The sequence below is a fragment of the Methanofollis fontis genome, assembly GCF_004297185.1.
In the GTDB taxonomy this organism is placed as follows: Archaea; Halobacteriota; Methanomicrobia; order Methanomicrobiales; family Methanofollaceae; genus Methanofollis; species Methanofollis fontis.
In genome coordinates, this window is sequence record NZ_PGCL01000002.1 from 23,752 (window position 1) to 43,961 (window position 20,210).

Sequence of the window (20,210 nt, forward strand, 5' to 3'; positions counted from 1 at the left end):
ATGAAGGAGATTGCACAGGGAGAGAGCGTCCTGATCAGGGACGTTACACTGGACGGCAGGCAGACAAACATCAGGATCGAGGGGAAGACGATCGTTTCCATCGGACCGGAGCCCGGCGGGGAGACGGATGTGGTGATCGATGGGAAGGGCGGCATCGCCCTCCCCGGCCTCTACAACACCCATACCCATTCGGCGATGAGCCTCCTGCGGGGGTATGCCGACGACATGCCCCTCCAGCAGTGGCTTGGCGAGAAGATCTGGCCGCTCGAGGCCCACCTGACCGCCGCCGACGTTTACCAGGGGACGAGACTGGCGTGCCTGGAGATGATCCGAACGGGCACCGTGGGCTTCAACGACATGTACTTCTTCATGGAGGAGACGGCCCGCGCCGCCGACGAGATGGGGATGAAGGCGCAGGTCGCCTACGGCTTCATCGATCTCTTTGACGAGGAGAAGCGCGAGAACGAGATCCGGGCCACCGAAAAACTCGTCCGCCATATCAGGGGGATGAACAACGACCGGATCCGGGCGGCGGTTGGCCCCCATGCCATCTATACGGTTTCCCCCGAGGGATTGCGCTGGTGCGCCGAGTTCTCCCGCCAGAACGATATCGGCATCCACATTCACCTCGCCGAGACCGAGCAGGAGGTGAAGGACTGCATCGAACAGAATGGCATGCGGCCGGCCGCTCTGCTGGACGATTGCGGCTGCATCACCCCGCGCACGGTGGCCGCCCACTGCTGCTGGCTGGATGCGGATGACTGCACCCTGCTCGGGGACCGGGGGGCGTTTGCCTCCCACAACCCATCATCCAACATGAAGCTCGGTGTCCATCGGGCGATGCCCTGCGAGTGGCTGCGCAATGCCGGTGCCGGCATCTGTCTCGGGACCGACGGGTGCGCCTCGAACAACAACCTGGATATGTTTGAGGAGATGAAATTCGCCGCCCTCCTCCAGAAGTTCTACTGGAACTCGCAGACCCTCCTGCCGGCCGCTGAGACGCTCTCGATGGCGACGGCAGGCGGCGCCGCCGCCATGGGTTTTGACGGGGGGCGGATCGAGGTCGGGGCACCGGCCGATATCGTCCTCCTTGACCGCGCCGCCGTCTGCAACACCCCCCTGCACAACCCGGTGTCAAATGCTGTCTATTCCTGCAACGGCGGTGCCGTCACCACGGTGCTCTGCAACGGCAGGGTCCTGATGCAGGACCGCTTCATACCCGGCGAGGAGGAGATCCTGCGTGAGGCGGCGGATGCGGCGGCCTCCCTGGTGGGACGGGCGACCGAACAGTCCTGAGTGTGCGCTGAAGCAAGGATTATCCCCTTTTTCCGGAGGGGGGTTTGCACCGGGAGAGCGGAGGCGGACGGACCATCCGAAATGCCGGGCCAAAAAAAAGATTATGCGGTCTCGATATGCGAGACGGTGTCGAGACCGAGTTCCTCGATCGCCATGTCCCGCATCTTGAATTTCTGGATCTTCCCGGTCACCGACATGGGGAACGAGGTGACGAACTTATAGTACTTCGGGATCTTGAAACGGGCGATCTGACCGGTGCAGAACTCGATGATCTCGGCGGGGGTGACGCTCTGCCCCTCCTTCGGCATTACCCATGCCATCAGCTCCTCGCCGTATTTCTCGTCCGGCACGCCGATCACATAGGCGTCGGCGATCCTGGGGTGGTGGTGGAGGAACTCCTCGATCTCACGGGGGTAGATGTTCTCGCCGCCCCGGATCACCATCTCCTTCAGGCGTCCGGACATCCGCACATACCCCTCCTCGTCCATGACGCCCAGGTCACCGGTGTAGAGCCAGCCGTTGGCGTCCAGGGTCGCCCGCGAGGCCGAGGGGTTGTTGTAGTAGCACTTCATCGTCATATAGCCGCGTGCACAGATCTCGCCGACCTCGCCCCGCGGCAGGATCCGCTTCGTATTCGGGTCGATGATCTTGATCTCGGTGTGCGGGAACGCCCGCCCGACCGTCGAAACCCGGCGGTCGAGGGGGTCGTCCACCGTGGTCATCGTGACGCCGGGCGAGAGTTCGGTCTGGCCGTAGACGATGACGATATCACGCATGTTCATCAGGGCGTTGACCTTCTTCATCACCTCGATCGGGCAGGGCGATCCGGCCATGATCCCGGTCCGGAGACTGGAAAAATCATATTTCGAAAAATCCGGGTGGGAGAGTTCGGCAATGAACATTGTCGGCACCCCATGAAGGGCGGTGCACCGCTCGTTCTGGACGGTCATGAGCACCGCCTCGGCATCGAAGACCGGGCAGGGGATGACCATCGTCGACCCGTGCGTGACCGATGCCATATTCGAGAGCACCATCCCGAAGCAGTGGTAGAAGGGCACCGGGATGCAGAGGCGGTCCTTCTCGGTGAAGCGCATCCCCTCACCGATGAAATAGCCATTATTCATAACGCCGTGATGGGTGAGCACAACGCCCTTCGGGTACCCCGTGGTGCCGCTCGTGTACTGGATGTTGATGGCGTCGTCGAAGGCGAGGGACTCCTCGCGTTCCATCAGTTCGTCCGGACTGATCGACGCCCCCTTTGCCATGAATTCGTCCCAGGTGTACATCCCGTTGTACGGGATATCGCCGATGAATACGACGGTCTTCAGGAACGGAAACTTTTCCGAGGATATCCGGCCGGGTCTGGCATCGATCGCCTCAGGGCATGCCTCATAGAACATCCCAACATAGTCCGAGGTCTTGAACCGCCCCTGGACGATCAGTGTCGAGACTTCTGCCTGCTTGAGTGCATATTCCAGCTCAAAGACGCGGTAGGCGGGGTTGATGTTCACGAGAATTGCGCCGATCTTTGCGGTGGCGAACTGGATAAGCGTCCACTCGGCATAGTTCATCGCCCATATTCCGACGCGGTCGCCCCGCTCCACCCCGAGGGCCATCAGTGAGCGGGCAAGTCCGTTCACCCGCTCGAGGAACTCAGCGTACGTCCAGCGGATATTCTGGTGCACTGAGACCAGGGCCTCATTTTCCGGGTATTCGGCGGCAATCCGGTTCAGCATCGCCCCGATCGTCTCGCCCATCAGCGGGATGTTCGAGGTTCCGCATGCATAGCTTCCCGTGACCATGTAAATTCCCAGTACATGAGGAAGAGCGGACTTAAATGATTGATGATCTGGAAACACAATTATTAAATCGGGAGAACTCGAACGTATACGGTGGCAGCGGGGTCGTGGCCTAGTCCGGAATGGCGACGGGCTCCAGCGGTCTTTGCGCGTGATGAACAATGGGTCTGCTGAATTGATGATGACCCGTTGGAGCACTGATGCGAGTCGTGTTCCCCGTGCATGTCGGAGAGACCCGTCGATCGTGAGTTCAAATCTCACCGACCCCACGTTTTCTGATTCTGATCTATCTATTGTCCGAGTGCTCTTCCCGAACTATCTTGAGATTCCGGCAGACTGCAGGAACCGTCATCAATACCATACCTATCACAGGGGAGGGTATCCCGCGTTGCTCAACTCTGAGATGGGGTCCCGTAATCCCGGTGTTCTGCGGGTCTTATGATTATTGACGCTTCACCCCGCACCCACCCCCTCCCGCCACTTTATTTATCTGCCCGCCCCACTCTCATACTGCATTGAAGGGATTGCCCATGTATCTGATAGGTGAAGCTCTCGTTGGAACCGGCCCCGAACTTGCCCACGTCGATCTCGTGATGGGCGACAAGGAAGGGCCGGTCGGGATGGCCTTTGCGAACAGCGTCTCCCAGCTCTCCGCAGGCCACACCCCCCTCCTCGCAGTCGTCCGCCCCAACCTTCTCACCAAGCCCGCCACCCTCATCATCCCGAAGGTGACCCTGAAGAAGGGCGAGCAGGTGACCGAGATGTTCGGCCCCGTCCAGGCGGCGGTCGCAAAGGCTGTCGCAGACTCGGTCGAAGAGGGGATCTTTGACGGTATCGATATCGAAAACACCGTTATCCTTGCAAGCATCTACCTTGCACCGGATGCGGCGGACTACAACCGGATCTACCGCTACAACTACGGCGCCACCAAGCTGGCGATCCGCCGCGCCATCCAGCAGTTCCCGGACACTGAGACCCTGCTCTACGAGAAGGACCGCGCCGCCCACGCCGTGATGGGCTTCAAGGTGCAGAGGCTCTGGAACCCGCCCTACCTGCAGGTGGCGATGGACCTCGTCGACATGCGCAAGGTGGAGCAGGTGCTCACCTCCGTGCCCGAGAACGACCACGTGATCATCGAGGCGGGCACCCCCCTGATCAAGCAGTTCGGGCTCGCCGCCCTGGCAGAGATCAGGAAGGTCCGCCCGAACGCCTTCATCATCGCTGACTTAAAGACCCTCGACACCGGCAACCTGGAGGCGCGGATGGCCTCAGACGCCGGTGCCGACGCCGTGGTCATCTCCGGTCTCGCCCCGAAGGCGACGATCGAGAAGGCGATCGAGGAGACGCACAAGACCGGGATCTACTCGGTAATCGACATGCTCAATGTCGAGGACCCGGTTGCCCTGGTGGCCTCGCTCAGGATCAAGCCCGATATCGTGGAGCTCCACCGCGCCATCGACGCCGAGGGCGATGAATATTCGTGGGGCAACATTCCGGCGATCAAGAAGGCCGCCGGCGGGAAACTGCTGGTGGCGACGGCAGGCGGCATCAGGCAGGAGGTCGTCGGCAAGGCGCTCGCCTCCGGCGCCGACATCCTGGTCGTCGGCCGCGCCATCACGGCGAGCAAGGATATCCGCCATGCCGCCGAGGAGTTCCTGGAGCGGCTGAACTCCGAGGAGATCGACCAGTTCCGTGTGATGACCGATTTCTAAATCGGTTGCTCGACAATAAATGGGATCGTCCCTGGAGATCAGGGACGCCCCCAACCCCTTTTTTCCAGCAGTTTTTCCATAAAACCAACCCCTGTTCGCAGTGCGAAATGCATGTCTGGTCTTCCCATATCCTGTGCCAGGGACGCTGCCCCTGTCGAAAACCCCAATTGTTCTGGAGACACATCCATCTGCAGGAACCATTCATGTCATCGAACACACTCCGGTATTTTGATCACTCCGCCACCACGCCGACGCACCCCGACGTCTTGGCGGCGATGCTCCCCTACTTCACCGAGCGCTTCGGCAACCCCTCCTCGCACTACGGGATCGCCGGGGACTCCCGCGCCGCCGTTCGGAAGGCCCGGGCACAGGTGGCCGCGGCGATCGGGGCCAGTCCAGAGGAGATCTTCTTCACGGCCGGGGGGACCGAGTCGGACAACTGGGCGATCAAGGGGGTCGCCCTCGCACACCCCGAGGGCCGCGGTCATATCATCACCACCGCCATCGAGCACCACGCTGTCCTCCACACCGTCGACTGGCTTGAAAATCTGGGATATACGGTCACCCGTCTCCCGGTCGACTGCTACGGGCGGGTCGATCCCGGGGATGTTGAGGAGGCGATTAAGGACGATACGATCCTCATCTCGGTGATGACCGCCAATAACGAAGTCGGGACGATCCAGCCGATCCGCCGGATCGGCGAGATCGCACGCCGGGTGGGGGTAGCCTTCCACACCGACGCCGTGCAGGCGATAGGGAACATTCCTATTGATGTGGAGCAGGACCGGATCGACCTCCTCTCCCTCTCGGCCCACAAGTTCTACGGCCCAAAGGGGGTTGGCGCCCTCTATATCAGGCAGGGCACCGTCGTCGACACCCTCATCCACGGCGGTGCACAGGAGAGCGGGCGGCGCGCCGGCACCGAGAACCTTCCCGGCATCGTTGGCCTGGGGGCAGCGATCGAACGCGCCTGCCGGGACATCCCGGCCCATAATGCACGGATCCTCGCCATGCGCGATCGCCTCCTCAGGGGAATTCTTGAGCAGATACCGAATGTCCACCTCAACGGGCACTCTGAAGAGCGCCTCGCCGGCAACCTCAACCTCTCGTTTGACGGTGTGGATGGCGAGGCGCTGCTCACCATGCTCGGTATGCGGGGGGTCTGTGCCTCGACAGGAAGCGCCTGTTCGTCCGGATCAGAATCCCCCTCCCATGTGCTCACCGCCCTCGGCGTGCCGCCCTCCCGCGCCCGCTCCTCTCTCCGCCTCAGCCTCGGCGACCTGAACGACGAAGAGGATATCGACACCCTCCTCGCCCTCCTGCCCGATGCTGTTGCACGTCTCCGTCGACTCTCCGGCACCGGTGCCTGATGCCGAAGGGTTTTGACGGCGGCGGACATACCAGTGAGTGATCAGATGCAGTTCACAGAGACCGTCATGGACCACTTCGAAAACCCCCGGAATGTCGGGGCGCTGGAGGACGCGGATGCCGTTGCCGAGGTCGGAAGTCCGGAGTGCGGTGACACCACCACCCTCTACCTGAAGATCCGGGAGAACAGGATTGTGGATGTCAGGTTCAGGACCCTCGGGTGCGCCGCCGCCATCGCATCCTCGAGCATGGCGACCGAATTGATCCTGGGTAAGAGCCTGGAGGAGGCATGGGCCCTCACCAATACCGATGTCGTCAGGGCGCTCGGCGGTCTGCCCGAGCAGAAGGTCCACTGCTCGGTCCTGGCCGAAGGGGCGATCCGCGAGGCGATCAACGATTATCGCAGAAGACAGGGGCTCGAACCCTGGGAGTGAATCCCTGCATCTCGCAGGGCCGCAAAACCAATTCGATCTTTTTTATTTGCCGGTGAGGGGGTGGCACACTCCGACAACCGATCCCTTCCCCGCCTGGAGGGGGAACGGCCCATAGACACCCCCCCATGGCACCGGATTGTCGCCCTTACTCCGCCTCCACCTCAATCGATTCGCCGGGCTGCAGGAGCGCCACCCTGATATCGGTGGTCCGTTCAAGTGCATCGACAAACCCGGAGAGATCCTGTTCGATCACCGGGAAAGTGTTGTAGTGCATCGGGATCACGGTCCGTGCCCCCACAAACTCGGCCGCCATCATCGCCTCCTCCGGCCCCATCGTATAGCGCCCACCGACCGGCAGCAGGGCGACATCGGGATGATAGAGGTCCCGGATCAGTTTCATGTCGGAGAAGAGGGCGGTATCCCCGGCATGATAGACGGCGACACCGTCCATCCTGATGACAAATCCAGCCGCCACTCCGCCGTAGGTGCCGAACCCCGCACATTCAAGCCAGGAGGAGTGGAGGGCCGGCGTCATCGTGAACCTCACCCCCTCCACCTCGATCGTCCCGCCAAGGTTCATCGGTTCAGCCGGAACCCCCCGTTCCCGGAGGTATTTCGCTACCTCATTCATCGCCACCGTCGGTTTCTGGAACCGTTCGGCCACGCCGAGGTGATCGGCATGGGCATGGGTGATCGCCACAATATCGGGATCGGCATCGATCTCACCTGACGGCACAAAGGGATCGATCAGCACCGTACGGCTGCCCTCAAGGAGAAAACATGCATGTCCAAGCCATCGGATCTTCATGCTCACCCGGTATGCATTACCGGATAAAAAAGGAGGGGTGTAAGGGGGGTCAGGAGATGTCGATCAGTTCGGCTTCGGTCGTATCGATCGCCTCTGCAAGCCCGTCGTTGGTGACACTACGCGTCATCTGTTCGGTCAGGTCACGGTCCTCCAGGACATCCTTGATCCGCTCGAGGTAGGGATCGAGGGTGGTATCCTCGTCCATTGCGATCACATGCCGGTACTCGCGCAGAGATGACGAACTGATCCCGAGGATCGACGAGATCTCGTTCATTGTCTTGCCCGAATCAATCAGGTCCGAGAGTTCGCTCCGTTCAAACGGCATATCAAAGTCAGACTCCCGGAAGAGCTTGATCCGTACGCGGGCCCGTGCCACAGTCTTCGCCAGTTTCTCGTTGCCGAGTTCGCGTGCGATCTCTGTGTCATTCTTTCCTTCATTGAAGGAGATGACCAGCGTCGCAAGCTGGCGGGGGGAGAGCTTTGTCTGGAAGAAACCCTGATCGAGGATTTCACGCATGATGAGGGCGACCTCACGCCCGACCGCATCGCGGTCCCTCAGGCTCCCGTGGATCTTCTTCATTGGCTCGACGATCTCCGTCTTGCTCGTGAGATCCTGGAAGAGTGCCAGGAGTTCCTTCTTTCTCTTTTCGGCTGGCATGACTATACCACACTAGGTCAGGAATACAATTCCTCTTATAATATTTAATATTTCGTAAATTGTGCAAGGGTTCGTATTGGCTGGCATTTGTCACATCGCCTCCGGAAATCCAGATAGGGGTCCAAAACCAATCCTGAGAAAAAAAGAAACATTTAATAGTGATAATCGGACTTCCATGATCTTCTCCGTGTTCGCCGCAACGGAACCTCCCTATCCTATTCGATTTTTGTGATCCTGCGCACCATCGAGGAAACTGTGCCATACTATACAGATTCTATAATAAATGTTGTGGTCCGGGGGAGGCAGGGGGCGGGAACGACACTCCCGGAGCCGGGTCCCCCTCTGTGCACCGGTGGGCTGGTGGGACCATCCGACGGCTGCCTCTCCTTCGCAACGCCATATTCCTGCAAAAGTGGCCTTTTTAATCTCACGGCAGAAATAGAATAACAGGACTGATCGCAGTGAGTGATATCTACGATAAGGTCATCGAACTGGCAAAGCGCCGCGGTTTTGTCTGGCCATCGGCCGAGGTTTACGGCGCCGTTGCAGGGTTCATCGACTACGGCCCCCTCGGTGCAATGATGAAGCGCCGGATTGAGGATATCTGGCGCCGCTTCTATGTCATCAGGGAGGGCTACTATGAGATCGAGTGTCCGACCGTCGGCACAGAGGCCATCTATATCGCATCAGGACATGTGAAAGGGTTTGCCGACACCATGTGCCAGTGCCCCCACTGCACCGAATACTTCAGGGCGGACCATCTGGCCGAGGGGTGCGGTATCGTAAACGCCGGGACACTCTCAAAGGAGGACCTTGCGGTGGCGATCAGGACGGCCACCTGTCCGTCATGCGGTGAGGTCTTCGGCGAAACCGAGGTCTTCGACTTCAACCTGATGTTCCAGACGACCATCGGGCCGGGGTCGCAGCGGACGGGCTATCTGAGGCCGGAGACGGCGCAGGGGATCTTCACCGACTTCTCCCGCCTCTCCCGCTTCTACCGGATGAAACTCCCCTTCGGCGCCGTCCAGATCGGGAAGTCCTATCGGAACGAGATCTCGCCCAGGCAGGGGATGATCCGCCTGCGGGAGTTCACCCAGGCCGAGGCGGAGATCTTCGTGAACCCGGAGAACAAGAGCCATCCGGGATTTTCCCGATACGCCGATTACGTCGTCGAACTCTGGGGGATCGAGCAGCAGCAGACCGACGCCGATCCGGTGGAGCGGACGATGCGCGCCGCCGTGGACGAGGGGATCATCGCCAACGAGTATATCGCATACTATCTTGCCCTCACCCACGACCTCCTGGTCACCATCGGCATAGACAGCAAGCGCCTCCGGTTCAGGCAGCACCTCCCGGACGAGCGTGCGCACTATGCGATCGACTGCTGGGACGCAGAGGTCAGGTCCGAGCGTTTCGGATGGGTGGAGACGGTGGGCATCGCCGACCGCACCGATTATGACCTCCGCGCCCATGCCCATGAGAGCGGCGACTCGATGACGGTCTTTGTCCCCTACCCCCAGTCCAGGACCGAGCGGAGGAAGCGGATCGTCGCCGACATGGGCGTGCTCGGTCCGAAGTACCGCGGGAAGGCAAAAGCGATCGCCGACGCCCTTGCCGCCGCCGCACCCGGTCCGGAGGGTGCCGAGGTGGTCGTCGACGGCGAGGCGATCTTCATCCCCGGCGACCTCTACACCGTCCACGAGGAGGAGGTGGAGGTGCGCGGCGAGGAGGTGATGCCCCATGTCATCGAACCCAGTTACGGCATCGACCGGATGGTCTACGGCGTGCTGGAGCATGCCTATGACGAGGAGATCGTCGATGGCGAGGAGCGGCGCGTGCTCCGTCTTGCCCCCGCCGTCGCCCCGGTGCAGGTGGCGGTCTTCCCGCTTGTCAACAAGGACGGGCTGGATGCGATCGCACGGACGATCACCGCCGACCTGCAGGAGGCCGGGATCCTCACCGACTACGACGACAACGGTGCTATCGGCCGCCGGTATCGCAGGCAGGACGAGATCGGCACCCCCTATGCCGTGACCGTCGACTATGATACAAAGGAGGAGGGGACGGTCACCCTCAGGGACCGCGACTCCATGGAGCAGGTGCGCATCCCGACGGCGGAGATCGCCCGGGTGCTGCCGTCCCTGATCCGGGGCCGGATCTGCTTTGCCGACCTGGACCAATGAAGAGCGTCAGCCATCCCCTCATCCGGCCGGACAGCCTCGAAGAACGTCAGTATCAGATGGCGGTCGCCCTGCGCGCCCTGGATGCCCATACGATGGTGGTGCTCCCGACCGGACTCGGCAAGACGGCGGTGGCCCTGATCGTAGCAGCGTCCCGCCTCTACCGCGAGGGGGGGCGGCTTCTCGTCCTCGCCCCCACAAAACCGCTGGTCGAACAGCACCTCCGCTATTTTTCCGAGCGCCTTGCCCTGCCTGAGGGGTCCTGCGCCATCTTCACCGGGGATACCGGACCTGATGAGCGCACTGCACTCTGGGAGGAGTCGCGGGCGATCTTCGCCACCCCGCAGGTGATCAAGAACGACCTGATCGCCGGGCGCTACACCCTCAATGACGTCAGCCTGATGGTGGTGGACGAGTGCCACCGCACCGTCGGCAACTACTCATATGTCTTCCTCTCCCGCCGCTATCTGACCTCCGCCGCCCGCCCGCTCCTGCTCGGGATGACGGCCTCGCCGGGCGGCGACCATGGCAGGGTGGAGGAGGTGATCGCCAACCTGGGCGTGGTGCAGGTGGAGACACGGACCGAGACCGACCCCGATGTCCGCCCCTATGTCCATGAGCGCGATGTGGAAAACCGGCCGGTCCCTCTCCCCGATGGACTTTCGGCCGCCATCGGCGACCTGCACATCCTCATCGAGTCGCGCCTTGCCGCTGTCAGGAACGCCGGCTTCCAGGCGCCGTCCCGCGAGAAACTCTCGATGAAATCGCTGAACCTGCTCAACGCCTCGATCCAGGCCAGGATCGCACAGCGGGACCCGGCGGCCTTCACCGCTGCCTCGGTGTATGCGGAGCTGATGAAACTCCGCCATGCCGTATCGCTGGCAGAGTCGCAGGGGAGCCGCGTGCTCCGCACCTACCTGGAGAAACTCAGCGCCGAAGGGCGGTCGTCGGGCGGGACAAAGGCGAGTCAGCGTCTGGCCGGTGACCCGGTCTTCAGGCGCCTCTGCGAACGCGCCGCCTCATGGGACGGCGAACTCCACGGCAAGGCAACGCTCACGATCGACCTGGTGCGCGAGCAGGTGAGGGCGCACCCGGAGAGCCGTACGATCGTCTTCGCCACCTACCGCGACACCGTCGGGCTGCTTGTCGAAGACCTGCGGGCCGCCGGCATCCAGGCCGAACGCTTCGTCGGTCAGGCCTCCCGGGATTCCGAGAAGGGGCTGACACAGAAGAAGCAGATCGAGATCCTTCGCCGCTTCAGGGAGGGGGAGTTCCCGGTGATCGTTTCCACCTCGGTCGGCGAAGAGGGACTCGATGTCCCCTCCACCGACCTTGTCGTCTTCTATGAGGCGGTCCCCTCTGAGATCCGGAGCATCCAGCGGAAAGGACGAACCGGAAGGAGCGGAACCGGCCGTATCGTCGTTTTGACGACTAAAGGGACCTCGGACGAGGTCTACCGTTTCGTGAGCCAGCAGCGAGAACGGGCGATGCAGAAGGGGATACGCGCCCTGGCCAAGGTCACCGCCCCGCCGGTGCACCAGACGGAGATCGCCGCCTTCGGCGGGGCTGAACCGGCGGGACCGTCCATCGTCGTCGACGACCGGGAGACCGCCTCGCGGGTTGCAGAGACGCTCTCTGACATGGGCGTGCAGATCACCCTCGCCCGCCTGGATGTCGGAGACTATGCGATCGGGGATCGGATCGTCGTTGAACGGAAGAGCGTTCAGGACTTTGCCGACACCCTGGTGGACCGCGACCTCCTTGGACAGGTGCGCCACCTCGCCGCCGCAGCGCCCCGCCCGGTGCTGATCATCGAGGGTGATGGCGACCTCTATGCGGCCCGTGACATCCACCCGAATGCGATCCGGGGAACGCTTGCGGCGATCACTGTGGACATGGGCGTGGCGCTGTTGTGGACCCGCACCGCCGAAGAAACGGCAGAGATGCTCGCTGTTCTGGCCAGGCGGGAGGAGATGGAGCGGGGAGAGAGAAAACTCCTCCCGAAAAAATCCGCCGCCCCGGTTGGTGAGCAGCAGGAGAATATCATCGCCGCCATCCCTGAGGTCGGGCTGAAGGGGGCGCGCGCCCTCCTCTCACACTTTGGTACGGTACAGGCAGTCATCGACGCTGAAAAAGAGGACCTGATGCAGGTGGCGGGGATCGGTGAAAAAACAGCCGGGACGATCGAGGCGATCGTCCGACGCCCCTACGGTTGACGGAGGAGGCGAAGCGCCTCTGATCCGGCCAGCACCGCCTCCATCAGGGTCAGGCAACGGCGTTCGTCTCCTTCTGTCTCCACCCGGGCACAGAGGGCGGTGATAGCGGACTCGATCGCCGCTCCGGCCGATCCCTCTCCTGCGACAGGAATGGCGGGCGCCGGTGCAGGTGGTGCCGCGGGGGCGCGCCTCTCCTGACCCCTTCGCTCGGCGCAGACGACGCAGACCGTCTCTCCCTTCAGCTCAAAAAGGGGAGATCCACAGACTTTGCACTCTTTTGCGAGCATTTTTCCCCCTTTCAGGAGGTAATCTGCCATTATATCCTCGGATTTTCTCTCTGTCATCGGGGCCTCCAGCAGGTCAGACAAATGAATGTATATAAGAGTGACAGGGGTATAGTATTAAGGGTGATTCAGAATGGCCACTCCTGAGGAAACCATTAATGTATGTATCCAGATGCTTCAGCATATTTCAGAGGACAATACGATACCGCGCAACATCCGACGGGTTGCGGATGAGACCAGGACGCTCCTGACGAACGACCAGAAGAGCATTGGTCTGCGTGCCGCCGAGGCCATCTCCACCATCGACGAGATCAGCAATGATCCCAACATGCCCGTCCATGCCCGGACGCGGATCTGGGAACTTGTCTCGCAGCTCGAAACCATCCCCCTTGATTGATCCGGTTTTTCTTCTCCGACTACCATTTTTTTACGAAAGCACCGTGCAGACGACGGTCCGCTCACGGCGCTGCCTGATGTCCAGTTCGAGGAGAACGACCTGCTGCCAGGTGCCGAGCACCGCTGCGCCGTCTCTGACCGGGATGGTGAGGGACGGACCGACAATGGACGCCCGGACATGCGAGCGCCCGTTGCCGTCTCCCCATCGCCGGTCATGGGCATAGGGGATGCCGGATGGGGCGATTGCCTCGAAGGCATCCCTGAGGTCCTGCAGGACGCCGTCCTCGTATTCGATTGTTGTCAGGGCGGCGGTGGACCCGATCACAAACAGGTGACAGATCCCGGTTGTGACGGCGCTCTCGGCGACATGCCGCCTGACCTCGGCGGTGATATCGACAATATCTCCCTCCCCGCGGGTGGTGAGAGAGATCTCAGACTGATAGACCATGATCTCCGGTCAGGCGGGCATGGGACAAAAGGGTGCCGCCTGCCTGCTGAAAAAAAGGAGGGGTCAGATCTCATCGTCGGGGTTGATCACCGCAAACCCGACGACCTGATCGTCTCCGTGCAATTTCATCACCCGCACACCGCGGGTGCCGCGTTTCTGGATTGATATACCCGAGATATGGGTACGCATCACGTTCCCGTTGGCGCTCATCACGATGATCTCGGCATCGGCGGGGACCGCCTTTGCCGTTACCACGCCGTCGCCATAGGCGGGCTGGATGTTCCGCACCCCCATCGTGCCGCGGCCATGGCCCCGGAACTCGTCATACTCCGTCCTCTTGCCCATCCCCCTCTCGGTGACTGTCATGAGGAGGTCGTCAGAGACCAGGGCCAGGGAGACGAGGTGATCGCCCTCCCGCATCCTGATCCCCCGGACCCCCTGCGAGTTGCGGTGGAGGGGGCGGACCGCCTCCTCGGAGAAGCGGAGGCTCTGGCCCTTGCGGGTGGTGAGCAGCACCTCTGCAGTACCCTCGGTGATCTTCACGTCCACAAGTTCGTCGCCGTCCTTCAGTTTGATCGCCAGGATCCCGCTCGGCCGCGGCCGCGAGAACTCTTCGAGCGGGATCTTCACGACGTTTCCGCTCCTGGTGGCAAAGAAGAGGAACCGGCCCGGTTCGAAATCCCGCACCGGGATGACGGCGGTAACCAGTTCGTCCCTGAGGTTGAGCAGGTTGACGATCGCCTTGCCCTTCCCTGTCCTGGCGCTCTCCGGGATGTCATAGACCTTCATCCAGTAGATGCGGCCCTGGTTCGTGAAGCAGAGGAGATAATCATGGGTGCTCGCCACGAAGACGTCGGAGACCACGTCGTCCTCCTTGGTGGCCATACCGATAACACCCGTCCCGCCGCGCCGCTGGTTGCGGTAGACCTCGAGGGGGATGCGCTTGATGTAATTTGTGGCGGTGAGGGAGACGAGCACCGGTCGGTCCTCGATGAGGTCCTCCTTGCTGATCTCGCCGACGGCTGCGGTGATCTGCGTCCGCCGCTCGTCGCTGAACTGTTCGCCGATGGCGGCGACCTCGGTGCGTATTTCGGCGAGAATGGTATCTCTGGTCGAAAGAATCGCTTTCAAACGGTTGATCTCGCGCTCCAGACCCTCCCGCTCATCCTGGATCTTCTGCTGCTCGAGGGCGGCCAGACGGCGGAGCTGCATCTGGAGGATCGCCGATGCCTGGGCCTCGTCCAGGCCAAACCGCGCGATCAGGGTCTCCCGCGCCTCTTCGGCACTCTTCGATGCCCGGATGGCGGCGACGACATCGTCGATGCTTGAAAGGGCAAGGATCAGGCCGTTCAGGATATGGACGCGCTCTTCGGCTTTTCGAAGGTCGAACTCAGAGCGCCGGCGCACCACCTCGATCCGGTGGTCCACAAAGCGTTCGAGCATGGTCGGCAGGTTGAGCACAAGCGGGCGCCCGTTCACGATGGCCAGATTGATGATCCCGAAGGTGGTCTCCAGGGGGGTGTGCTTGTAGATCTGGTTGAGCACCACCTGCGGCATGGCGTCCCGGCGCAGGTCGATGACCACCCGGATGCCCTCCTTGTCCGACTCATCCCGCAGGTCGGAGATCCCCTCGATCCGCTTTTCCCTGACCAGGTTTGCGATCTGCTCAACGAGGTTTGCCTTGTTCACCTGGTAGGGGATCTCGGAGATGATGATCCTGGATGTCCGTTTATCCTCCTCGATCTCGGCAACGCCCCTGACCGTGACCTTGCCGCGGCCGGTGAGATAGGCCTCGCGGATGCCGGCGCGCCCCATGATCAGGCCGCCGGTCGGGAAATCGGGGCCGGGAAGCCGTTTCATCAGGTCCTCGACAGGGATTGCAGGGTTGTCGATGTAGGCGCAGAGGGCCTCGCAGACCTCCCCCACATTGTGCGGCGGCATGTTCGTGGCATAGCCTACTGCAATCCCTGAAGAACCGTTGATGAGCAGGTTTGGCACTTTTGCCGGGAGCACCGTCGGTTCCTGCGTGGACTCGTCAAAGTTGGGGATGAAGTCGACCGTTTCCTTGTTGATGTCCTCGAGCACCGCCTCGGCGACCGGGTTGAGGCGCGCCTCGGTGTACCGCATCGCCGCAGCGGAGTCGCCGTCGATGGACCCGAAGTTGCCCTGACCCTCGACCGGCATATACCGGTAGGAGAAGGGTTGCGCCATCTTGACCAGGGTGTCGTAGATGGCGGCGTCGCCGTGGGGGTGGTACTTCCCCATCACATGACCGACGATGCTGGCGCTCTTCTTCGTGGGTTTGTCGTGGGTGTTCCCGATCTCCCACATCCCGTAGAGGATGCGCCGGTGGACCGGTTTGAGACCGTCCCGCACATCGGGGATCGCCCGCCCGATGATCACCGACATGGCATAGTCGATGTAGGACGACTTCATCTCGTCCTCGACGGTGACCGCTATGATGTTCTTCCGCTCCGATTCGCCCTCAGATGTCAAGGTTCTTCACCTCCGCTGCATGTCTCCGGATGAACTCCCGCCGCGGCTCCACGTTGTCTCCCATCAGTTTTTCGAAGACCTCGTTGGCATAGATGGCGTCCTCGATCCGCACCTGTTTGAGCACCCGGTGTGCCGGGTCCATCGTGGTCTCCCAGAGCTGACCGGCGTTCATCTCGCCCAGACCTTTGTAGCGCTGGACGGATACGCCTTTTTCCCCCATCTCTGCCAGGATCGCCTTCATGTCCTCCTCTCGATAGGCATATGCCTCCTTCTTCCCCCTGGTCACCCTGAAGAGGGGGGGCTGAGCGATGTAGATATACCCCCGTTCGATCAGTTCGGGCATGTACCTGAAGAAGAAGGTCAGGAGCAGTGTTCTGATATGCGATCCATCGACATCGGCATCGGTCATTAGCACGATCTGGTGGTAGCGGGCCTTGTCTGCATCGAAGCGTTCGCCGATGCCGGTGCCGATGGCCGATATGAGCGCCTGGATCTCGGTGTTTTTCAGGCTTTTATGGGGCGATGCCTTCTCCACGTTCAGGATCTTGCCCCGCAGGGGCAGGATCGCCTGAAACTTGCGGTCCCGGCCCTGCTTTGCCGACCCGCCGGCGGAATCTCCCTCTACGATATAGAGTTCGCTCTTTGCCGGGTCCCGCTCTGAGCAGTCGGCGAGTTTGCCCGGCAGACCGCCGCCCTCGAGCGTGCTCTTCCGGCGCGCCAGGTCGCGGGCGCTCTGGGCCGCTTCACGCGCCCGCGCCGCCAGCAGGGCCTTGGAGACGATCGCCTGCAGGACCTTCGGGTTCTCCTCGAAGTATTCGGAGAGCGAGGAATAGACGAGGGAGTCCACGATCCCCCTGACATTGCTGTTGCCAAGACGCATCTTCGTCTGGCCCTCGAACTGCGGGTTGGCGATCTTGATGGATATGACAGCATTGAGGCCTTCCCTGACGTCTTCGCCCCTGACAGACGCTCCGTTCTTGAGGAGATTGTTCCGCTTTGCGGAGTTGTTGATCGCCCGGGTGATCGCACTCCTGAACCCCTCCAGGTGGGTGCCGCCCTCCCGGGTGTTCACCGAGTTGACGAAGGTGAAGATCTGTTCCTTGAAGCCGTTGGTGTACTGGAAGGCGACCTCGACCTCGGTCCTGTTCTCCTCGTCGCTGCGGTTGAAGGAGATCGCCTCCTCGTGAACCTTCTCCGCCGTTTCGGTGATGTGCCGCACGAACTCGACGATACCGCCCTCATAGCAGAAGTGGTCCTCATCGCCGGAACGCTCGTCTCTGATGGTGATCGCAAGACCTGAGTTGAGGAATGCGAGCTCGCGCATGCGGTGGGCGAGCACGTCGTAGTCGAAGACCACGGTTTCGAAGATCGTGGGGTCGGGGAGGAACCATTGCGTTGTCCCGGTGAGGCGGTCACCGAAGAGGGATAGGAACACATCGCGGTCCTCGATATCCTCCCAGTCACCTGCCGTGCCGTAGGTGCGGACATAGCGCGCCTTCATCTCCTCCATGCTCTCGGGGCGCGATTTTAAGGGTTCGATCACGCGGCCGCGCGAGAAGGCGACGGTGTGCACCCGTCCATCGCGATAGACCGTGGCGTGCATTTCAGTCGAGAGGGCGTTTACCACCGAGACGCCGACGCCGTGCAGCCCGCCGGAGACCTGATAGGTGTTCTTGTCGAACTTGCCGCCGGCATGGAGGACGGTGAGCACCACCTCAAGGGCGCTCTTCCCGCCCTTCATCGTGTCCACCGGGATGCCGCGGCCGTTGTCGACAACGGTGCACGAACCGTCGGTGCCGAGGGAGACCTGGATCTGATCACAGAACCCGGCGAGCGCCTCATCGATGGAGTTGTCCACCACCTCATAGACGAGGTGATGGAGGCCGCGGGTGTCGGTGCTCCCGATATACATTGCTGGGCGCTCGCGCACCGGCTCGAGGCCCTTCAGTACGGTAATGTGGGACGCATCGTACGAATCTCTCATTGAGATCCTCCGATACGGTAAAGGGACGAAAAAGTACGTGGGTTCACACCCTACTATCGTCGTGAAACCTCTTAAACCTCTTTAAGGTACATGGGATCCGGACCGATCACTCATAGGTGCCGATCTGCGGATCCGCTATGCCGAGGCTGCGATCGATCTCCACCAGCAGTTTCTCAAGCACCCGTTTTGCCTCGGCAAAGTCCTCCCTGTCCATGGTGCCGGGCTGGTGCCAGATCACGCGCTTTCGCAATTGTTCGACGAGTGTTGCGATTTTTGTGTCTGCAAACTGCTCGGGGAGGACCAGTTCGTCGAGATGGTCGGCCGCGCCATAGAACGCCTGCTCGGGCGGGAGGGCGAAGTGCCTGCTGAGGGCGACGAGGGGTATGATAAAACCCCTGCCAAATTTGCTCTCCATAGATGGAAAAAAAGGTCATCCGGCTATATAGACCTCACGCCCCGCTCAGAGCAGCCATGCCGCCAGTGCGATGACCGGGATAGATATCAGGCTGATGGTGAGAAACGCACGTTCTGAGTATGTCAGGGGTTTTTTCCTGACGAAAAGGTGGGAGTCCTTCCCGTAGCCGCGGCAGAGCATGCTTGTATAGGTCCGCTCCCCCTGCTCAAACGACCTGAGAAAGATCGTCCCGATGGTGTAGGCGAGCATCCGCAGGCGGTAGCGGTGGGGGAGGGACCGGTCGAAGGAATCAAAGCACCGGGTCGAGAGTGCCGCCTGTACCCGCAGGTACATCCGCCCGAAGACGAAGAGGTAGCGGACCATCATCCCGATGACCAGGGTGAATTCGGGCGGGAGTCCTAGGCGTCCCGCACCCTCGAGCATCGCCTGCATCGTCGTCGTGGAGGAGAGGAGGATGATGAAAGATATACAGACCAGGTATTTCACAGCCAGGATGGATGCGAATTCCACTGATTCGGCATAGACGGCGATGCCGAGGGGGAGGGTGAAGAGGGCATGAAATTCGTCATAATGCGGGTTCTGGAAAAATATCTGGAAAAATATCAGGAAAAAACCGAAGGGCAGGATCAGGAGGAAACGCTTGAGATAGACCAGGGGGGAGAGGTCGGAGAAGACCCAGAGAACGGCGAATAAGATCATCATCACGATGCCGAACCGGTAGACTGCCGTGGTGTACGGGAATGCGACGGCGGTCACGATGGCGACCAGGGCAATCAGGATCTTGACGCGGGCGTCGCAACGGTGAATCCTGCTGGTGCCCTGCGCCGTCCCCTCGATGGAGAAGAGTTCTTCGATCATTGCGATCCCCGATAGGCGTCGAGAAATGCCGCCTCCACCTCATCATAGGAGTAGCCCTCGGCAAGCGGAACGCCTGCCCCGCGCAGCGAGCGCATCAGCCGCTGGAGTGTCGGAACATCGAGGCGGGTGCGCTCCAGCAGTTCGGCCTGAGAGAAGATCTCGGGCACGGTTCCATGGGCAACGACCTCTCCGCTGTCCATCACATACACATAATCGGCAAGTTCGGGCACGAGATCGAGGTGATGGGTGGAGAAGATCACCGTCATCCCGAAGCGCTCCGGGAGGGTGTTCACGAACCCGATCAGGTCGGCGACGCCCTGCGGGTCAAGCCCGGCGGTCGGTTCATCGAGGACAAGCACCTGGGGCTCCATTGCAAGTATTCCGGCGATTGCCACCCGTTTTTTCTCCCCGCCTGAGAGGTGGTGGGGCGGACGATCCCGCAGTGCGTCCAGGGAGAGCAGACGGATCGCACTCTCGACGCGGTGCCGGACGGTCTCCTCGTCGAGGCCGAGATTGGTCGGACCGAAGGCGATATCCGCCTCCACCGTCGGGGAGAAGACCTGATCGTCGGGGTTCTGAAACACGATGCCGATCATCTTGCGCACTTCCCGGAGGTTCGATTTCGTGATCGGTTCCCCGCGGATGAGCACCTCCCCTGAGGTCGGTCGGAGGAGGCCGTTCAGGTGTTTGAACAGGGTGCTCTTGCCCGCCCCGTTCGCCCCGATGACCGCGATCCTGGATTTCCTGCCGGCGATGAAGTCCACGTTCCGCAGGGCCGGAGGTCGGTCTGGATAGGAGAAGGTCAGGTTGCGGGTCTCGATGATGTGCATCAGAGTGTGTTTCTCCAAAAAAGGATAA

At 61.4% G+C, this 20,210-nt stretch carries 17 protein-coding genes and 1 tRNA gene; 8 read left to right on the forward strand and 10 right to left on the reverse strand.

All coding sequences use genetic code 11. From position 1 onward, the window contains the following. Positions 1–1,296: an amidohydrolase family protein gene (locus CUJ86_RS03830; RefSeq protein ID WP_130646255.1), complete on the forward strand. Its 1,296-nt coding sequence runs from the start codon at positions 1–3 to the stop codon at positions 1,294–1,296. A 101-nt stretch (positions 1,297–1,397) separates the two neighbouring features. Here the strand turns inward: CUJ86_RS03830 and CUJ86_RS03835 are convergent, their stop codons facing one another. Further along, positions 1,398–3,098, reverse strand: coding sequence for an AMP-binding protein (locus CUJ86_RS03835; RefSeq protein ID WP_130646256.1), 1,701 nt, complete (start codon positions 3,096–3,098; stop codon positions 1,398–1,400). A gap of 98 nt (positions 3,099–3,196) precedes the next feature. Between CUJ86_RS03835 and CUJ86_RS11790 the strand changes: the two genes are divergently transcribed. From CUJ86_RS11790 to CUJ86_RS03850, 4 genes are all read left to right on the forward strand, one after another. After that, positions 3,197–3,364 (forward strand) — tRNA-Trp (locus tag CUJ86_RS11790). A 261-nt stretch (positions 3,365–3,625) separates the two neighbouring features. After that, positions 3,626–4,807: a bifunctional 5,6,7,8-tetrahydromethanopterin hydro-lyase/3-hexulose-6-phosphate synthase gene (locus CUJ86_RS03840; protein ID WP_130646257.1), complete on the forward strand. Its 1,182-nt coding sequence runs from the start codon at positions 3,626–3,628 to the stop codon at positions 4,805–4,807. A 203-nt stretch (positions 4,808–5,010) separates the two neighbouring features. Continuing rightward, positions 5,011–6,177, forward strand: coding sequence for a cysteine desulfurase NifS (gene nifS, locus CUJ86_RS03845; protein WP_130646258.1), 1,167 nt, complete (start codon positions 5,011–5,013; stop codon positions 6,175–6,177). A gap of 45 nt (positions 6,178–6,222) precedes the next feature. Next, positions 6,223–6,609, forward strand: a complete 387-nt coding sequence (locus CUJ86_RS03850; protein WP_130646259.1) for an iron-sulfur cluster assembly scaffold protein — start codon at positions 6,223–6,225, stop codon at positions 6,607–6,609. Between the two features lie 145 nt (positions 6,610–6,754). Here CUJ86_RS03850 and CUJ86_RS03855 read toward each other — a convergent pair whose 3' ends face one another. Both CUJ86_RS03855 and CUJ86_RS03860 read right to left on the reverse strand, forming a co-directional pair. Further along, complete coding sequence (locus tag CUJ86_RS03855) at positions 6,755–7,417, reverse strand: metal-dependent hydrolase (protein ID WP_130646260.1); 663 nt, start codon at positions 7,415–7,417, stop codon at positions 6,755–6,757. A gap of 49 nt (positions 7,418–7,466) precedes the next feature. Beyond that, the gene (locus CUJ86_RS03860; protein ID WP_130646261.1) at positions 7,467–8,075 is read right to left on the reverse strand and encodes a response regulator receiver protein; all 609 of its coding nucleotides are present in this window, start codon (positions 8,073–8,075) and stop codon (positions 7,467–7,469) included. Between the two features lie 461 nt (positions 8,076–8,536). Here CUJ86_RS03860 and glyS point away from each other — a divergent pair, with 461 nt between their 5' ends. Continuing rightward, entirely contained in the window at positions 8,537–10,258 is a 1,722-nt protein-coding gene (gene glyS / locus CUJ86_RS03865; protein WP_130646262.1) for a glycine--tRNA ligase, read from the forward strand. Further along, complete coding sequence (locus CUJ86_RS03870; protein WP_130646263.1) at positions 10,255–12,471, forward strand: DEAD/DEAH box helicase; 2,217 nt, start codon at positions 10,255–10,257, stop codon at positions 12,469–12,471. Before glyS ends, CUJ86_RS03870 begins: the two co-directional genes overlap by 4 nt. On the opposite strand, the gene CUJ86_RS03875 is transcribed toward CUJ86_RS03870, so the two are convergent. Continuing rightward, entirely contained in the window at positions 12,462–12,815 is a 354-nt protein-coding gene (locus CUJ86_RS03875) for an Sjogren's syndrome/scleroderma autoantigen 1 family protein (RefSeq protein WP_130646264.1), read from the reverse strand. The genes CUJ86_RS03870 and CUJ86_RS03875 overlap by 10 nt on opposite strands. 73 nt (positions 12,816–12,888) lie before the next feature. Between CUJ86_RS03875 and CUJ86_RS03880 the strand changes: the two genes are divergently transcribed. After that, positions 12,889–13,152: a UPF0147 family protein gene (locus CUJ86_RS03880; RefSeq protein WP_130646265.1), complete on the forward strand. Its 264-nt coding sequence runs from the start codon at positions 12,889–12,891 to the stop codon at positions 13,150–13,152. Positions 13,153–13,182: 30 nt separating this feature from the next. Here CUJ86_RS03880 and CUJ86_RS03885 read toward each other — a convergent pair whose 3' ends face one another. The 6 genes from CUJ86_RS03885 to CUJ86_RS03910 form a co-directional block, all read right to left on the reverse strand. After that, a complete protein-coding gene (locus CUJ86_RS03885) occupies positions 13,183–13,599 on the reverse strand; it encodes a secondary thiamine-phosphate synthase enzyme YjbQ (protein ID WP_130646266.1) in 417 nt (138 codons plus the stop codon). Between the two features lie 63 nt (positions 13,600–13,662). Next, the gene (gene gyrA, locus CUJ86_RS03890) at positions 13,663–16,095 is read right to left on the reverse strand and encodes a DNA gyrase subunit A (protein WP_130646267.1); all 2,433 of its coding nucleotides are present in this window, start codon (positions 16,093–16,095) and stop codon (positions 13,663–13,665) included. Next, entirely contained in the window at positions 16,085–18,079 is a 1,995-nt protein-coding gene (locus tag CUJ86_RS03895; RefSeq protein ID WP_130646268.1) for a DNA topoisomerase subunit B, read from the reverse strand. Before CUJ86_RS03895 ends, gyrA begins: the two co-directional genes overlap by 11 nt. 106 nt (positions 18,080–18,185) lie before the next feature. Continuing rightward, entirely contained in the window at positions 18,186–18,494 is a 309-nt protein-coding gene (locus CUJ86_RS03900; protein WP_130646269.1) for a hypothetical protein, read from the reverse strand. 45 nt (positions 18,495–18,539) lie between these two features. Further along, positions 18,540–19,352, reverse strand: a complete 813-nt coding sequence (gene cbiQ, locus CUJ86_RS03905; RefSeq protein ID WP_130646270.1) for a cobalt ECF transporter T component CbiQ — start codon at positions 19,350–19,352, stop codon at positions 18,540–18,542. Further along, entirely contained in the window at positions 19,349–20,182 is an 834-nt protein-coding gene (locus CUJ86_RS03910) for an ATP-binding cassette domain-containing protein (RefSeq protein ID WP_130646271.1), read from the reverse strand. The genes cbiQ and CUJ86_RS03910 overlap by 4 nt, the downstream gene beginning before the upstream one ends. Between the last annotated feature and the right edge of the window lie 28 nt (positions 20,183–20,210).

Bases quoted from the DNA above. Each gene is read 5' to 3' on its own strand.
- CUJ86_RS03830 (WP_130646255.1), top strand. From the start codon at position 1: ATGAAGGAGATTGCACAGGGAGAGAGCGTCCTGATCAGGGACGTTACA.
- CUJ86_RS03835 (WP_130646256.1), bottom strand. From the start codon at position 3,098: ATGGTCACGGGAAGCTATGCATGCGGAACCTCGAACATCCCGCTGATG.
- CUJ86_RS03840 (WP_130646257.1), top strand. From the start codon at position 3,626: ATGTATCTGATAGGTGAAGCTCTCGTTGGAACCGGCCCCGAACTTGCC.
- nifS (WP_130646258.1), top strand. From the start codon at position 5,011: ATGTCATCGAACACACTCCGGTATTTTGATCACTCCGCCACCACGCCG.
- CUJ86_RS03850 (WP_130646259.1), top strand. From the start codon at position 6,223: ATGCAGTTCACAGAGACCGTCATGGACCACTTCGAAAACCCCCGGAAT.
- CUJ86_RS03855 (WP_130646260.1), bottom strand. From the start codon at position 7,417: ATGAAGATCCGATGGCTTGGACATGCATGTTTTCTCCTTGAGGGCAGC.
- CUJ86_RS03860 (WP_130646261.1), bottom strand. From the start codon at position 8,075: ATGCCAGCCGAAAAGAGAAAGAAGGAACTCCTGGCACTCTTCCAGGAT.
- CUJ86_RS03870 (WP_130646263.1), top strand. From the start codon at position 10,255: ATGAAGAGCGTCAGCCATCCCCTCATCCGGCCGGACAGCCTCGAAGAA.
- CUJ86_RS03875 (WP_130646264.1), bottom strand. From the start codon at position 12,815: ATGACAGAGAGAAAATCCGAGGATATAATGGCAGATTACCTCCTGAAA.
- CUJ86_RS03880 (WP_130646265.1), top strand. From the start codon at position 12,889: ATGGCCACTCCTGAGGAAACCATTAATGTATGTATCCAGATGCTTCAG.
- CUJ86_RS03885 (WP_130646266.1), bottom strand. From the start codon at position 13,599: ATGGTCTATCAGTCTGAGATCTCTCTCACCACCCGCGGGGAGGGAGAT.
- CUJ86_RS03895 (WP_130646268.1), bottom strand. From the start codon at position 18,079: ATGAGAGATTCGTACGATGCGTCCCACATTACCGTACTGAAGGGCCTC.
- CUJ86_RS03900 (WP_130646269.1), bottom strand. From the start codon at position 18,494: ATGGAGAGCAAATTTGGCAGGGGTTTTATCATACCCCTCGTCGCCCTC.
- cbiQ (WP_130646270.1), bottom strand. From the start codon at position 19,352: ATGATCGAAGAACTCTTCTCCATCGAGGGGACGGCGCAGGGCACCAGC.
- CUJ86_RS03910 (WP_130646271.1), bottom strand. From the start codon at position 20,182: ATGCACATCATCGAGACCCGCAACCTGACCTTCTCCTATCCAGACCGA.